The following is a 15,481-nucleotide window of genomic DNA, read 5'->3' as shown; positions in this document are numbered from 1 at the left end:
TATTTCAATTTATTACGAAAAGCAGCTGCTTAATCTTTTATAATAGAAACAGGTTGTTTGTCATCATCGATAGCAACAAAAGTAAATTCGCCGGTAATGGCTTTTTCTCTATTGTCAGAATACATTTGTTCAATAAAAATTTCGACTTTTACTTTTAAACTAGTATTACCTACGTGCGTAACGCTTCCTACAAGTTCAATGATAGTTCCTGCCGGAATAGGTTTTTTAAAATCAATTTTATCACTACTTACAGTAACCATTTTTTGTCGGCTAAAACGCGTAGCAGCAATAAAAGCCACTTCATCCATATGGTATAATGCGGTACCTCCAAACAAAGTGTCATAGTGGTTTGTGGTACTAGGAAAAACAGCTTTAAATATTCGTGTCTCAGCTTTTAAAATTTTTTCTTCTAAAGTCATTATTGTTTTCTTTATTTTTTAGTTCTAATAATAAACCCATAGGCTTAATATTGCTTTAATATTCAAAGGTACTATTTTCTTAATAACTCCTACATCCTAGTTTTTAGAAATCCGTTATCGATAAAAAATAATAGCTTTTTTATACCTTAATATATATACTATTAATAAGGGTACTTATTATTACTTGTTTGTGTTCTTTTATTTTTAAATAAATTGACAAAGGGATTTCAGTCTTTTTTTTTATGAATTCTTTATTGCTTAGAATAACTCAATATCTGTTTGCTGTTTATTACTTATTTAATTCTCTTTTTAAAGTCTCTAAAAAAGCATTATTCATTTTTTTTAATAAAATTTTATGATTTTTATGTTTTTCTTATATTAATTACTATATTTGGTAAACTAAACTGGAAAACCAGTTTGGAAAACCAGATTCGCTAAATTTTTAGACTTGATTAGTCCCTTGTCACTTTGAAAATTATATGTAGTGAGCTATTAATGATTAAGCTAAAACTTAATTGAATTAAAAAACAAAACACATTAAACCAAACAAAGTAAATTATGAATTTAAAGATTAAACTTTCATTATTGGTTATTTTACTTTTTAATGTTGCAGTATTTGCCCAAAAGAAATACACCGTAACAGGTAAGGTAACCGCTAGTTCAGATAAGCTTCCTATTCCGGGTGCTAATCTAATAGTAACAAATTCTAAAGCAGGAACAGTAACTGACTTTGATGGAGCCTTTTCTATTTCAGTTACTTCAGGAGACAAACTACAGTTTAGTTACTTGGGGTATGAAACGAAAACAATTGTTATTACCAACCAAACTGTTCTAAACGTAAGTTTGACAGAAGCAGGTAATCAATTAGAACAAGTAGTAGTAATAGGTTATGGAACTCAAAAAAGAGCTAACGTGACTGGATCTATTTCTAAAGTAACAAATACAGATCTTGATCAAATTCCGGTTTCCCGTGTTGATGATGCTTTAATAGGTCAGGTAGCTGGTGTAAATATTCAACAAACAAATCCTGGAGCTGGTGAAGCACCTACAATTAAGGTAAGGGGACAAGGTTCGATATCGTTTTCATCTAATCCTTTAATTGTAGTTGACGGAATAGTAGTAGGAACTGATGCTGATTTCTTATCGAGTTTAGATATGAATGATGTAGAGTCTGTTGAGATCTTAAAAGATGCCTCTTCATCTTCTATATATGGTTCAAGAGGAGCAAATGGGGTTGTTATGGTTACAACCAAAAAAGGGAAAGAAGGACCAACTAAATTTTCCTACAATACGTATACTGGATATAAATTTGTGCCTAGAACAAATATTTTATCTACTCCTGATAAATGGGCACAATATGTATCTGATAATAATGGTGGCGAGTTAACTGACCAAATGAAATACATACAAAAATTAGGTACATATACTAATTGGGAAAAAGAAATTATGGATGGTGGAATCATAACAGATCATAACCTATCTATTAGTGGTGGTTCAGCAAATACAAAATTTAGAACCTCTATAGGTTACAATAGTGATGAAGGTGTTTTACTTAATGACAATTACAAAAAATTGAACTTACGTTTGAACTTAGACTCTAAAGCTGATAACCTAGAATTTGGTGTAATGATTAATCCTTCATTTACTAAACAGCGTAGGTTTCCTATAAACTTAGTAGATGCCATTCGTCAAAGTCCTTGGTTGCCAGTTTATTTAGATGAAAATTCTATTCAATACGTAAACCGATTAAGAGAAAACGGAAGATGGGCAAATGCACAAGTTGGTGATTATGCTATGGAGCGAATGTTTGATAACTATGATTTAGTAAACGGTGTTCCACTTGCTTCAGGAGGAACTAGTATTAGCGCTACTTCTAATCAAAACTCTTATGCAAAAGTGAATGAAATTAATGAGGAAAAATTCCAAACTAAATTTTTTGCAAATGCGTATTTCAAATACAACATTACAGATCATTTCAATTTCAAACAAACTTTGGGTGGTGATTATCGATTTGTAAAATCAGAAGAATTTAGAGGAGTTCAAGCAACACGTAATGGTGCTGCAGATTCTGGATCTTTTTATAATTCAAGTGAGCAAACACATATTGTAACAGAGAGTTTATTTAGTTATAGTAACGACTTTGGAAAACACAACTTAAGTGCAATTGCTGGTTTTACAACAGAGCATTGGTCTACTGAAAACGTAGGATTGTCTGCTGCGGGTTATACTAATGATTATATTCAAACTATTCCAGCTGCAAATTTAACAGGTGGTTCAACAAGTGAATATAAAGAAAAATTAATTTCTTACTTATCGAGAGTAAATTATTCTTATGATGATAGGTATTTATTAGCAGTAAGTTTTAGAACTGATGGTAGTTCAAAATTTGGACCAGATAAAAAATTCGGTTTCTTTCCAGCAGCTTCTATAGGATGGAGAATATCTAATGAAAAGTTTTTAGCAGGAAGTAATTTTGTTAGAGATTTAAAATTAAGAGCAAGTTATGGGGTAACAGGAAGTAATTCTGGAATTGGTGAGTACGATTACATTGGTTTAGTACAGCCAGTAGGAACAGGTCTTGACGGAGTATCTAATGGTTTTAATACCACTAATATCTCCAATCCTAATTTAGGTTGGGAACAATTAGTAGAATTCAATCCAGGAATTGATGCAAGTATATTTGGAGGTGTTTTTAGCTTCTCTTTTGATTATTATACTAGAACGAGTAAAGATTTATTAATTGATTTACCTGTTGCAGCTATCACTGGTTTTGAAACAGCTTTAGTGAATAGAGGAGAGGTTAAAAATGAAGGATTCGAATTAGAATTACGTTCAAAAAATATTAAAACTAAAAATTTCTCTTGGACATCTTCAGCTTTGTTTACTCGAAATAAAAACACATTAGTTGATTTTGCTGGTTCAAGTGGATTAATTAGTATTATTGATGACAAACGTCCATCAGAATGGATTTCATTAGAAGGGCATCCAATTTCATCTTTCTACGGTTATGTGGTAAGCAGTCAAATTGACAAAGAATTTATCAAAAACCCATTTTACCCAATCAATGCACAAGCACAAGATGTTTATGTAAAAGATATTAATGGTGACGGTGTAATTGATACTGATGATAGAACAATTTTAGGAACGCCTTACCCAGATTTAGTTTGGAGTTTTTCTAATAACTTCAAGTATAAAAATATTGATTTAAGTTTTATGTTGCAAGGCTCTTTTGGTGCTGAGGTTAGAAACATTAACTCACAATACATCAATAATGAGTTTGCATCTAATCAAGATTCAACTTCTGATCTTCCTAATCCAGAGTTTACGACTCAAAGAATTTTTACTAGTGATGATGTTCAAGATGCTTCTTATGTTGCACTTAGAAATGTAAATTTAGGATATACTTTTTCTAAAGACATGGTGAAAAAATTTGGTATTAACAAAATGCGTTTGTATGTAGCTGGTCAAAACTTAATGTATATTATGTCTAAAGATTATACAGGATATAACCCAGAGGGAATCACTGATGGTTCTGATAATCCATTGACTTACGGGTATCAAAAAGGTGCGGCACCAATCTATAAAACAGTGTCATTTGGTTTAAATGTTGAATTTTAAAAGCATAAATAATATGAAAAATATATATAAAATTTTAGGAGTATTGCTTCTAGTCGCAGGAACTTATTCTTGTGGTAAAGATGATTTAGATTTAGCACCGATATCACAAATAGGAGACAATGGTTTTTATACAAATGATGACGAAGTTGAAGGAGGAGTTATCGCCATTTATGATGGATTACAAGAGGTACCTTTACGTGAATTTGCTTTGACAGAAATGAGGTCAGATAACGCAAAATCAAAATCGCAAGAAGGAGATTGGGCACAATTTGAAACTTTTAATGTTAAAAGTACCAATGTGGCTATTGTTACTTACTGGAGAGCAAATTACAATGTAATTTTTAGAGCAAATGTAGTATTGAAAAATATTGGTGCTGTAGTAGATGCTACTAAAAAAGCTCAATTTGATGCAGAAGCACGTTTTACAAGAGCATTAGCTCATTTCAATTTGGTTAGAGCTTATGGTGAAGTACCTATTTTAGATAAAGTGGTTACCCCTACAGATGCTGATTATCAAGATTATTTAGATAAAAATTCGGTAAGCGATGTGTTAAGTTTTATTCAAAATGATTTAGAAATTGCTGCTGCAAATTTGCCATCTCAAGCTAATACTTCTTTTGGAAGAGCTACCAGTGGTGCTGCTAAAGGAATTCTTGCTAAAGTATATATGACTCAAGGAAATTATACTGCTGCCCAACCTATTTTAGCTCAATTAGTGGGAGATTCGCAATATGCATTACAAGCTAATTATAGTGATGTTTTTTATTCAGAAAAGAATAGTGAAATTATGTTTGCTATACCTTATACAAACGATGATGTTAACGAATCACAAGATTTTTCTTTTGAAATGACACAAGGTGGTCAAGTAAGCGGACTTGATTTTGTTACTGATAATTTGGCAGGTGCAATCAACCCATTGGATACAGAAAGAATACCAGTTTTAATCAATCAATTAGATACTAAAGCAAATGGTAAGTTTCTAACTACTTCGTCTAATGCACGTTTATGTGGAAATGACTGGATTGTATTGCGTTTAGCAGATGTATTATTATTAAATTCGGAAGCTATTATGGCAGGACAGGCTGAAACAGCAAGTGTTGCGGCAATTAAGAGTTACAATAGGGTACGTGCAAGATCAGGAATGAGCACACTTGCAGAAGATGGAACTGCTAAACTAACAAAGCAAATGCTAATGGATGAAAGAAGAATTGAACTTGCTTTTGAAAATCACCGTTTGTATGATTTAATTCGTTTTGGTGAAGCTCAAAATGTTTTATCTGTTTATGCAACAAGCACAGGTGTAACATTTTCAGCTACAGATTTAATATTACCTATTCCACAAGCTGAGATCAATGTAAGTAGTGGTTTATTACTTCAAAATCCTGGTTACTAGTAGCAATCAAAATAAAATAAAATAGTAATACTATGAAAAAATATAAAAATAAGCACACTTTTTCAAGTGTAAGATTAATAATATTAACAATAATAGTTGCATGTAGTTTACAGGCTTGCGATAGTTATGGGTCTGAGTGGCCTGATGAAGCTTCAATTGCTGATGTAACTCCACCAAAAGCTGATTTTATAGCGAAGGTTAATATTGCAAATAATAAAACAGTAGATTTTACTAACGCTTCGACCAGTGCTACTACTTATGCTTGGGATTTTGGTGATGGTGCAGCAAGTATTGATGCAAATCCGTCTCACGATTATGCTGATTTTGGTACTTATACAGTTAGTTTAACCGCTTCAGATAAGTTAGGTGTTCAAAATATTGTTACAAAAGAAGTATTGGTAGAAAAACCATTAGATATTTTTAAGCCAACGATTTTAAATGCTGGTTTTGAATCAGGAACTGATAGTTGGTTAAATTCCGCGCTAGGTGGTGCGCCACAAATTACAGGTAGTCCAGTTTTTGTAGGAACTCAAGCAGGTAAATTTCCATCTGATGGAAGTAGGATAGCTTATCAAACAATTACAGTTGAAAAAAATAAAATTTATAGTTTATCTTTTTATTATACTTTAAAAACATCGCCTGCAGGAAGTTTAAATGTTGCTGTGTTAGCAGGAGAAGTAAATACTTTAGCAGCAGTAGCTGGTGCTACTTTAGCTTCAACTAATCTTACTGATCAAACTGATGCTAACGCTTATGTACAAGGGGTAGTGAATTTTAATTCGGGAGATAATTCTTCAATATCGATTTTAGTAACTAATGAATCTGTTGAGGCTAGAATTGATGATTTTGTTATCACGCCACAATAAATTAATTGAAACAAATACTATGATTTTAAAACAAAATAGAATTGCAAAAATTACAGTAGGAGCGTTGCTTCTTACAAGTTTTTGTTATGCACAGGAAACGGTTGAAAAAACAGCTGCTCCTTTTGATTTAAGTCATTGGAAAGTTACCATACCAGAGGGAAAGCCAACATCTGTTGGTTTTCCTGAAATTATGGATTACGCCACCAATCCTGAAATTAATAAATACATGTACAATGATCCTGATGGTTCGATTGTGTTTTACGCATATCCATCCGGAGTCACTACTACAAATACGCATTATTCGCGTACAGAGTTAAGAGAACAAATCGTATCTGGTAAGGATAAACCAAATTGGACATTTAGCGATGGTGGCAATTTAAAAGGGACACTCGCAATGGGTGATGTTTCTAAAGATTTAAAAGGGAAGTATCATAAGGTCATAATCATGCAAATTCATGGTAGATTAACTGATTCTCAAAAAGATCTAATTGAGGAGGATGATAATAATGCACCTCCTATTTTAAAAATTTATTGGGATAATGGAAAAATACGTGTCAAGACTAAAATTATGAAGGATTCTGATGCTTCTGATTTAGAGGTATTAAATACCAAAGCATGGAAAGATGATAAAGGATATAAGTTTAAAGAAAAGGTTGGTTTTAACAAATTCACACTCGAGGTAAAAGTTCAAAAAGGACGTCTAGAAGTAATTTTAAACAATAAAGAAACTGTGGTTTACCGTTCTTGGGATATAAAAAGATGGGGGGTTTTTGAAAATTATTTTAAAGCGGGTAACTATTTACAAACGAATGATTATGGGGCTTTCGCCAAAGTTAAATATTATTCACTCAAAGTTTCTCATTAATAATTAGTTAACCGCTATTAAAAAAGTAGTTGTTTTATTTTTTTTTAGGTTTTTTTTTTATAATTTTAACAGACCAATCTGGTTAACCAGATATTAATTTAAAATTGGATATATGAATTTAGAGGCACTTACTAAAAAAGATAATAAAGAGGTTGTAAATAATATAATTGCTAAGATTAGAGATTATATGAATTTTAAAAATTTAGAACCTGGTGATAAACTACCTTCTGAGAGAATGCTCTCTGAACGATTTGAAGTAAGTAGGAATTCGGTTAGAGAAGCGATTCAAAAGCTAGAGTTTTATGGGATTCTAAATTCGATTCCTCAAAGTGGAACTTTTGTTGCAAATATTGGTGTAATTGCAATGAACGGAATTATCGAAGATATTTTGAGACTAGAAGAATCAGACTTTAAGTCTTTGGTAGAAACCAGAATTTTATTAGAGTTAAAAACAGTACGATTAGCTGCTACTAGAAGAACTGAAGCGGATCTTATTAAAATGAAAGACGCTCTCGATGCTTACACTGATAAAGTAGAAAACGGTAAAGAAGCAGTTCAAGAAGATTTGCTTTTTCATTTGGCTATAGCCAAAGCTAGTGGAAATAGTACAATCAATACTTTGATGTTGATTATCACACCAGAAATTATTACCAATTTTGAAAAACACCATGTTTGTGATGAAAATCAAGCCATGAAAGGTATTCAAGAGCATGTTGCTATTTACGAAGCGATTAAAGAACAAAATCCGCAATTAGCAAAACAAAAAATGAAAGAGCATTTTAAAGCATTATATCAGTATTGCTATAATGTATAAGTAGGGATCATAGGTAATTGCGCAATTATCTTTGTGATAAGAGAACTTAAATAAAATGATTTTATTTATTGTTATCTTGATACGATAAGCTTTTTAAATTAACAATTTAGATTATTAAAAAACAACTTCATCCTGTTTTAAAAACAGTGATGCAGATATTCTTACGCTTTTTTTTAAGTGAAAATAGAACAAAAAAACAGACACATGAAAGTAAAAGGATTGAGATGGTGGATTATTACAATGATATGTATTGCAACTGTAATTAATTACATTGACAGAACAGCTTTTGGAATTATGTGGCCAGAAATGGGGAAAGATCTAGGAATGGATGAGGCTGATTACGCCATCATGTTAAACATTTTTATGATTACTTATGCTGCGGGAAAATTTTTATCAGGAAAGCTATATGATATAATAGGAACAAGATTAGGGTTTACGGTATCCATTATTTTATGGTCTGTAGCTTCTATTTTTCATGCCTTTGCTCGAGGATTATTTTCATTAACACTTTTTAGAGGATTGTTAGGATTAGGAGAAGCAGGAAATTGGCCCGGTGCTGTAAAAAGTAACGGAGAATGGTTTCCAGTAAAGCAAAGAGCAATTGCACAAGGTATTTTTAATGCAGGTGCTTCTTTAGGTAGTGTAATTGCACCCGTTTTAATTGCTTTTTTGTATGGCAGTTTTGGATGGAGATCAACATATATAATTATTGGAGCAATAGGTGTTTTATGGGTTATTCCATGGTTATTTATTAATAAATCTACACCGGATAAACATCCTTGGATCACTAAAGAAGAATTAGATTTAATTGTTTCAAGCGCGGATGCAAGTCATAGTAAAAATCCAAATGAAAAAGGGCTTAGTGTTCTAAATATATTGAAATACAAAGAGGCTTGGGGTGTATTAACAGCAAGTTTTTTCATAGAGCCTATTTGGTGGTTATTTGTAGGTTGGATGCCGTTGTACTTACATTCTAAATTCGGATTTAGCATTGTAGAAATTGGTTCTACAATCTGGATTTCTTACTTAGGCGGAATGGCTGGAAGTATAGTAGGAGGATGGTATTGCGGTAAACTTATTGAAACTAAAACTGTAGATGCGGCTAGAAAAATAGCAATAGCAATAGGTTGTGGATTAATTTTCATAGGATTATTGGGAATTATATTTCTAGTAGATGGTGATAGTCCAATGACATTTATTTATATCGTAGGATTAGTACTTTTTGGATTCCAATTTTCTATTGGAAACTTACAAACACTATCAAGTGATTTATTTAAAGGACCATCTGTGGGAACTTTAGCGGGTCTAGCAGGAAGTATAGGAGCGTTATCAGTAATTATTATGAACTGGTTGATTCCAAAAATAACAACTGTTTCGTACACTCCTGCATTTATAATTATTGCAGTTTTAGCACCATTATCAATAGTGTCAATAATGGTACTGATTAAGAAAATAGAACCAGTAGAAAAATAAAATAGTAAATATAAAATAAATTAAGATGAGTAAAGAAACAGGAAAAGTTGCCGTGATTACGGGTGCAACTGGAGGAATAGGTTTTGCAGTAGCTAAAAGATTAGGTAAAGATGGATATACGGTAATTTTAAACGGTATCGAAGATGAAAAAGGAGCAGAAAAAGTGGCAGAACTTACAGCTGACGGAATAAAAGCAGAATACTACGGGTTTGACGTTACTAGTGACGAAGAAGTAACTGCAAACATCAAAAAAATTGGTGATAAATATGGTAGAATTGATGTGCTAGTTAATAATGCAGGTGGTTTAGGCGGAAGATCTCGATTTGAAGACATGACAACTGAATTTTACAGATCAGTTATGGCTTTGAACCTTGACTCAGTATTTTTTGCTTCAAGAGCAGCGATTCCTTACCTTAAAAAAGGAGAAAATGCATCTATAATTAATTATACTTCAAATGCAGCTTGGAACGCAGGTGGACCTGGAGCAGGAATCTACGGAACATCTAAGGCGGGTGTTAATGCAATTACTAGAGCTTTGGCTAAAGATTTAGCTGAATACGGAATTAGAGTGAATGCAGTTTCTCCGGGAACAATTGACACTCCTTTTCATGCTCAAATTAAAGCGACTAAGCCAGAAGTTTTTGCTTCTTGGAAAAACAGTATTTTATTAGGAAGATTAGGTGAACCTGAAGAAGTGGCTTCGGTTGTTTCTTTCTTAGCTAGTACTGATGCTTCATTCATAACAGCAGAGACAATCCAAATTGGAGGAGGTCAAGCTTTAGGAATATAATACGATATATATAATGATGAATATAGTAGCCATTTTTAGTTAATTTTTATTCCGTCTTTTTACAGAAAGAATTTGAGAAACTCTCAAGCGGATATTTATAATACTAATTATTTTGGTTTTGTTTTAATGGAGCTGTTTCCTTATCGAATTATGGCTTATCAGCACTCTTAATACTAGATTATCAATGACGAATAGGGACTTGTGTAGTTAAGGAAATACATAATTAAGTTGTTGTTAATTAAGCTGTACTATTTGAGTTGATAGAATAAATTTTTCTTGTAAAAGAAATCAGTATTCACGCCAGCAATGTAATCTAGGACAAGGCAAGTAATTCTCTAGCTACCATTATGAATATTACCATTAAAAATAGAAAACTAAAAGTGGCTGCTTGGTTTCATTAAAAAAATAGAGCTATTTTACGTAGCAAGGATTTAAAAAGGTTAGGCTTTTCATAAAGTAACGTGGTGGTTTTGTTTTGGATTTTTTTGAGTTTATAAATTATTTTAATATGGTTTATTGTAGTTTATCTAAAATCTTTGTGCAAAAGCCTCAACCTTTTTTATTAAAGATACATTGAAAGATGTTTATCTATTATTTAAAACAAACCCTTTTCTTGAAGGGTTTTTTTGCGTTTATAAATGTTTAATTCATTAATTTTTAGAGGCAATAAGATATTCAATTGCATCAATCTTGGATGGTTATTGGGTTAATATTTGCCACAAGTAAAAAGGAGTAAGTATTTAATGAAATTTCAGATTTTAAAAATCTTAAAAAATAGCTTAATTCCATAATAAAAGCATTTTTAAATGTAATTTTCGACAAAAAATAATTTAGTAACTTACGTCCTCTTATGATTATTAGAACAACCAATTTATGATTAATCGTTTTTTAAAAGTCAGAAAAAATTCAGAACAGCTTTGTAAACCCTTAATTACCGAGGATTATTCGGTTCAAGCCAGTGAGTTTGTATCTCCTCCTAAATGGCATTTGGCTCATGCTACTTGGTTTTGGGAAGAATTTGTATTGACAAAATATGCCGTGGGTTATAAGGTGTATAATGAAGATTTTTCATTTCTTTTTAATAGTTATTATAATAACGTAGGTAAACGTGTTTTGCGTCCTTCAAGAGGTTTAATGACCAGACCTGCTGTTGATGAAGTGTATAAATATCGTGAATATGTCACTGAGGCAATGGAAGCATTCTTGGCATCAAACCCAAACGAGCAAATTTTAGCAATTATTGAAATTGGCCTCAATCATGAGGAGCAACATCAAGAACTTTTAGTATATGACATTAAATATATTTTAGGAAACCAGCCCACCTTTCCTGTTTATGAAAATAGTTATAGAACTAAACCCGAAACTCAAGAAGGAAGTTTTATCAAAATCAAAGAAGGACTTTATGAAATAGGACATCAAGAAAACACTTTTTGTTTTGACAATGAATTAGGGAAACATAAAGTATATGTTAGTGATTTTGAAATCAGTAATAAACTGGTGACTAATAGAGAATACTTAGAATTTATTACCGCTGGTGGATATCAAGATTTTAATTATTGGCATGACGAAGGATGGAGCTGGGTTAACAGTAGTAAAATTGAAGCTCCGTTATATTGGTACAAAATCGATAATGAGTGGTGGAATTATACCTTAAACGGTTTAGAAAAAGTCGCTCTTGATTTACCCGTAATGCATGTTAGTTTCTATGAAGCTTTTGCATATAGTGAATGGAAAGGCTGCCGATTACCTACTGAATTTGAGTGGGAAATAGCCAGTGATCAATTGCAATGGGGACAACTCTGGGAATGGACAAATAGCGCCTATCTTGCTTATCCGGGCTTTAATAAATCCCCTGGAGCATTAGGAGAATACAATGGTAAGTTCATGATTAATCAAATGGTTCTTAGAGGAGGATCTGTTGCTACTCCAGATGGACACAGCCGAAAAACATACCGTAATTTTTTCCATCCAAATCTGCGCTGGCAATTTAACGGAATACGATTAGCTAAATAATTTTAAACAAATAGTATGAAAGCAATATTTAATAATAAAGTTGTTGCTCAAAGTGACAAAACAATTGTAATAGAAGGAAATCATTATTTCCCGGTAGAAAGTATTCATCGTGATTATTTTACTGAAACGACACACCATACCACTTGCCCTTGGAAAGGGAAGGCTTCCTATTATACGATCAATGTAGATGACGATAGTAGCGAAAACGCAGCTTGGTTTTACAAAGATCCAAAAGATGCCGCTAAGGAAATAAAAAATTATGTAGCATTTTGGAAAAATGTTTCGGTTGAAGAATAAGTCGTTAACTTAAAATACTGTCATGAAAATATTTGATTTTATAATAATAGGTAGTGGACAAGCAGGAATACCTTTGGCATTTAGCCTATCTAAAAAAGCTACAGTAGCACTCATTGAAAAAAGTTTAGTAGGCGGAACTTGTGTTAATAATGGTTGCGTTCCTACTAAAGCTTATGTAGCTAGCGCACGTAGAATGTGGGATAGCATGCATGGTGAAGAAATGGGAATCGAAATTCCTGCTGGCGCAAAAGCTAATATGGAAAAAATTAAAGCCAGAAAAGATACTTTAGTAAATGGTTCCCGAGAAGGGATTGAAAAAAGTATTGCCAATAATGATAATATTACACTCTACAGAGGAGAAGCACATTTTTTATCAAATTATGAAATTGCGGTTAACGAAGACAAAATTACGGCGAAACAAATTTTTATAAATGTAGGGGGTAGGGCTGTAATCCCAAATGAATATGCCCATGTTGATTATTTAACTAATATTGATATTTTAGGTTTAACCAAAATACCAGAGCATTTATTGATTATTGGCGGAAGCTACATTGGGTTAGAATTTGGTCAAATGTTCAAGCGTTTTGGTAGTAAAGTAACCATTATTGAACGCGGTGATCGATTGATTAGTAGAGAAGATATAAATGTAAGTGAAGCGGTTGCAGGAATTATGCAATCTGAGGAAATAGAAATTAAATTTAATGCGAAAGAGATCAAATTGTCTCAAGATAGTAACGGAATTTCGATAAAATTAAATGATGAGGATAAGGAGATCAAAGTATCACATGTTTTATTAGCTATTGGGCGTGTACCAAATTCAGATACGTTGCATTTAGAAAATACTACAATAAACGTGAGTGAAAAAGGAACTATAATCGTAGATGATTACTGTAAGACTAACGTTGATGGAATTTTTGCGATAGGAGATTGTAACGGAAAAGGGGGGTTTACACATACTTCTTATAATGATTTTCAAATTGTAGAAGAGTACATTTTAGGGAACAAAAACAGAAAAATAAGTGATAGAATTACTACCTATGGTTTATTTATTGATCCACCTTTAGGTAGAGTAGGAATGACAAAAAAAGAAGCAGAAGAGAAAGGTTTTGATATTTTAATTGCACACAGACCAATGGATAAAATAGGTCGTGCTAAAGAAAAAGGAGAAACTAAAGGATTTATGGAAGCAATAATTGATGCTAAAACAAATCAGTTTTTAGGAGCGAGCATCTTAGGAGTTGGTGGTGATGAAATTATTAGCAGTATCACAAATCTAATGTATGCTAAACAACCGTACACCGTTTTTAGAGATGCAGTTCACATTCATCCTACAGTGACTGAACTGATTCCTACAATGTTAGAAAACTTAAAACCAATAACAAAACAATAGCGCTTTGATTACAAAATTATACGGTCATCTACGGTCAAATAGCTTACTGTTTTATGGAGCAATGTTTGGTGTATTTTTCTTCTTTACGGGTTTATTAGCTCCTGATTTATTAACGCAAGGTTTAAATGAAATAAACCAGAAATTATTATCGGTTTTTAGCACTTATTATTTATGGGTAGGTTTAATTACAGTTGTTGCAGCTTTAATTATTTTGGTTTTACCTTTGCGAAAGCAACGATTAGGTGATGAAAAACCGGCGTACTCGTATTTTAGTTGGGTTGCTCTATTGTATAGTACAGGAATGGGTTCAGGTTTATTATTGCGTGCAGTTCAAGAGCCTGTTTATTATTTTAGTAATGCTCCCGTTGCAACTACTAATAATAAAATAACAGCTTTACAATATACTTTTTTCCACTGGGGGTTTACGCCGTGGGCTATGTATAGCTTGTTCGGTTTAATTGTTGCTTACAATCTATATGTCAACAAAACAACAAATTTATTAGACGCTATTGTACCTTATACTAAAAGTAAAGTTGTAAAATATATTGCCACGCTATTTATTGTTTTGATTACCATTACAGGAGTAATTGCCTCCTTAGGATTGGGAACCGCACAAGTAGTAAACGGCATCAACTATGCTTTTAAAGTTGATTATGGTAATAATTTTCTATTAGCAATGGTTGTACTTATTGGAGTAATTGCTACCTATTCTGCGCTTACGGGATTGAATAAAGTAATTAAGTTTTTAGCCGACTTAGATTTTACTTTTTCAATAATTCTAATGTTATTTATTGCGTTGTTTTTAAATTTTAATGATTTTATTTATCATACAGCAATCGCTTTTTATAATTATGTAATTCATTTTTTTGAAATGAGTTTATCGATAGGAAGTTACAAAACCTCCGAAAGTTTTACAAAAGACTGGACGGTTTTTTATTGGGCTTTTTGGTTGGCTTGGGTGCCTTTTACCGGAATATTCATTGCTAGAATATCTAAGGGTAGAACAATAAAAGAGTTTTTAATTACAACAATTTTGATACCGACACTAGCAACCGTTATTTGGTTTTCTATTTTTGCTAATTCGGCTTTTGAAATTATTAGTAAAGGAGACAAAACACAATTTAATGACGTTTTTACTTCCTTATTTGTATTTTTAGAACATTTTCCGTTACACAGTATAACCTTTTTTATAGCAGGATTGTTAGTGCTTATTTCGATAATCAACTCAGTTGATTCGGCGATTTTTGTTTTAGGAATGTTCAGCGATAAAGGAAACGAAAACCCCTCTAAAAAGCATAAATTAGGTTGGGGATTTATTATAACAGCAACAGCACTTGGATTAACAGCCATTGGTACCAGTGAATTACTCAACGGAATAAGTAATTTACTAGTCATTATGGCCTTACCTTTTAGTTTTTTATACGGCTATATTATCTTTTTATTTTTTAAAAATACAATTTTAAAAAAACAAGAACCTATTGCTACACAAGAGTCTTAAGCTAGTATTTAAGCTTTTTTAATTTTAAATAATTTATATCTTAAC

General features: G+C 32.2%; 12 protein-coding genes. 11 read left to right on the top strand and 1 reads right to left on the bottom strand.

What is annotated here, in order from left to right:
* Window positions 1-29: 29 nt before the first annotated feature.
* Entirely contained in the window at window positions 30-419 is a 390-nt protein-coding gene (locus HNP99_RS10920) for an acyl-CoA thioesterase (RefSeq protein WP_173853419.1), read from the bottom strand.
* A 558-nt stretch (window positions 420-977) separates the two neighbouring features.
* Here HNP99_RS10920 and HNP99_RS10915 point away from each other — a divergent pair.
* From HNP99_RS10915 to HNP99_RS10865, 11 genes are all read left to right on the top strand, one after another.
* Complete coding sequence (locus tag HNP99_RS10915; RefSeq protein ID WP_173853418.1) at window positions 978-4,037, top strand: SusC/RagA family TonB-linked outer membrane protein; 3,060 nt, start codon at window positions 978-980, stop codon at window positions 4,035-4,037.
* A gap of 13 nt (window positions 4,038-4,050) precedes the next feature.
* Window positions 4,051-5,430, top strand: a complete 1,380-nt coding sequence (locus HNP99_RS10910; protein WP_173853417.1) for a RagB/SusD family nutrient uptake outer membrane protein — start codon at window positions 4,051-4,053, stop codon at window positions 5,428-5,430.
* A gap of 32 nt (window positions 5,431-5,462) precedes the next feature.
* Window positions 5,463-6,296 (top strand): PKD domain-containing protein, encoded by an 834-nt coding sequence (locus HNP99_RS10905; protein WP_173853416.1) that lies wholly within the window; start codon window positions 5,463-5,465, stop codon window positions 6,294-6,296.
* A gap of 19 nt (window positions 6,297-6,315) precedes the next feature.
* On the top strand, window positions 6,316-7,161 hold the full coding sequence (locus tag HNP99_RS10900; RefSeq protein WP_254596852.1) for a polysaccharide lyase family 7 protein: 846 nt from the start codon (window positions 6,316-6,318) through the stop codon (window positions 7,159-7,161).
* A 112-nt stretch (window positions 7,162-7,273) separates the two neighbouring features.
* The gene (locus HNP99_RS10895; protein ID WP_173853414.1) at window positions 7,274-7,975 is read left to right on the top strand and encodes a FadR/GntR family transcriptional regulator; all 702 of its coding nucleotides are present in this window, start codon (window positions 7,274-7,276) and stop codon (window positions 7,973-7,975) included.
* A 204-nt stretch (window positions 7,976-8,179) separates the two neighbouring features.
* The gene (locus tag HNP99_RS10890) at window positions 8,180-9,448 is read left to right on the top strand and encodes an MFS transporter (RefSeq protein ID WP_173853413.1); all 1,269 of its coding nucleotides are present in this window, start codon (window positions 8,180-8,182) and stop codon (window positions 9,446-9,448) included.
* A gap of 25 nt (window positions 9,449-9,473) precedes the next feature.
* Window positions 9,474-10,238: an SDR family NAD(P)-dependent oxidoreductase gene (locus HNP99_RS10885; protein WP_173853412.1), complete on the top strand. Its 765-nt coding sequence runs from the start codon at window positions 9,474-9,476 to the stop codon at window positions 10,236-10,238.
* Window positions 10,239-11,111: 873 nt separating this feature from the next.
* Window positions 11,112-12,251: an ergothioneine biosynthesis protein EgtB gene (gene egtB, locus HNP99_RS10880; protein WP_173853411.1), complete on the top strand. Its 1,140-nt coding sequence runs from the start codon at window positions 11,112-11,114 to the stop codon at window positions 12,249-12,251.
* 15 nt (window positions 12,252-12,266) lie between these two features.
* Window positions 12,267-12,548 (top strand): DUF427 domain-containing protein, encoded by a 282-nt coding sequence (locus tag HNP99_RS10875; RefSeq protein WP_173853410.1) that lies wholly within the window; start codon window positions 12,267-12,269, stop codon window positions 12,546-12,548.
* Between the two features lie 22 nt (window positions 12,549-12,570).
* On the top strand, window positions 12,571-13,938 hold the full coding sequence (locus tag HNP99_RS10870; RefSeq protein ID WP_173853409.1) for a mercuric reductase: 1,368 nt from the start codon (window positions 12,571-12,573) through the stop codon (window positions 13,936-13,938).
* 4 nt (window positions 13,939-13,942) lie between these two features.
* Window positions 13,943-15,436, top strand: coding sequence for a BCCT family transporter (locus HNP99_RS10865; RefSeq protein WP_173853408.1), 1,494 nt, complete (start codon window positions 13,943-13,945; stop codon window positions 15,434-15,436).
* The last annotated feature ends 45 nt before the right edge of the window (window positions 15,437-15,481 follow it).

It is taken from the genome of Flavobacterium gelidicaeli (assembly GCF_013294005.1).
Classification (GTDB): domain Bacteria; phylum Bacteroidota; class Bacteroidia; order Flavobacteriales; family Flavobacteriaceae; genus Flavobacterium.
The sequence above is the reverse complement of the archived record's forward strand: the minus strand, read 5'-3'. Positions and strand labels throughout refer to the sequence as shown.

Bases quoted from the DNA above. Each gene is read 5' to 3' on its own strand.
- HNP99_RS10910 (WP_173853417.1), top strand. From the start codon at position 4,051: ATGAAAAATATATATAAAATTTTAGGAGTATTGCTTCTAGTCGCAGGA.
- HNP99_RS10875 (WP_173853410.1), top strand. From the start codon at position 12,267: ATGAAAGCAATATTTAATAATAAAGTTGTTGCTCAAAGTGACAAAACA.
- HNP99_RS10885 (WP_173853412.1), top strand. From the start codon at position 9,474: ATGAGTAAAGAAACAGGAAAAGTTGCCGTGATTACGGGTGCAACTGGA.
- HNP99_RS10900 (WP_254596852.1), top strand. From the start codon at position 6,316: ATGATTTTAAAACAAAATAGAATTGCAAAAATTACAGTAGGAGCGTTG.
- egtB (WP_173853411.1), top strand. From the start codon at position 11,112: ATGATTAATCGTTTTTTAAAAGTCAGAAAAAATTCAGAACAGCTTTGT.
- HNP99_RS10870 (WP_173853409.1), top strand. From the start codon at position 12,571: ATGAAAATATTTGATTTTATAATAATAGGTAGTGGACAAGCAGGAATA.
- HNP99_RS10895 (WP_173853414.1), top strand. From the start codon at position 7,274: ATGAATTTAGAGGCACTTACTAAAAAAGATAATAAAGAGGTTGTAAAT.
- HNP99_RS10920 (WP_173853419.1), bottom strand. From the start codon at position 419: ATGACTTTAGAAGAAAAAATTTTAAAAGCTGAGACACGAATATTTAAA.
- HNP99_RS10915 (WP_173853418.1), top strand. From the start codon at position 978: ATGAATTTAAAGATTAAACTTTCATTATTGGTTATTTTACTTTTTAAT.
- HNP99_RS10890 (WP_173853413.1), top strand. From the start codon at position 8,180: ATGAAAGTAAAAGGATTGAGATGGTGGATTATTACAATGATATGTATT.
- HNP99_RS10905 (WP_173853416.1), top strand. From the start codon at position 5,463: ATGAAAAAATATAAAAATAAGCACACTTTTTCAAGTGTAAGATTAATA.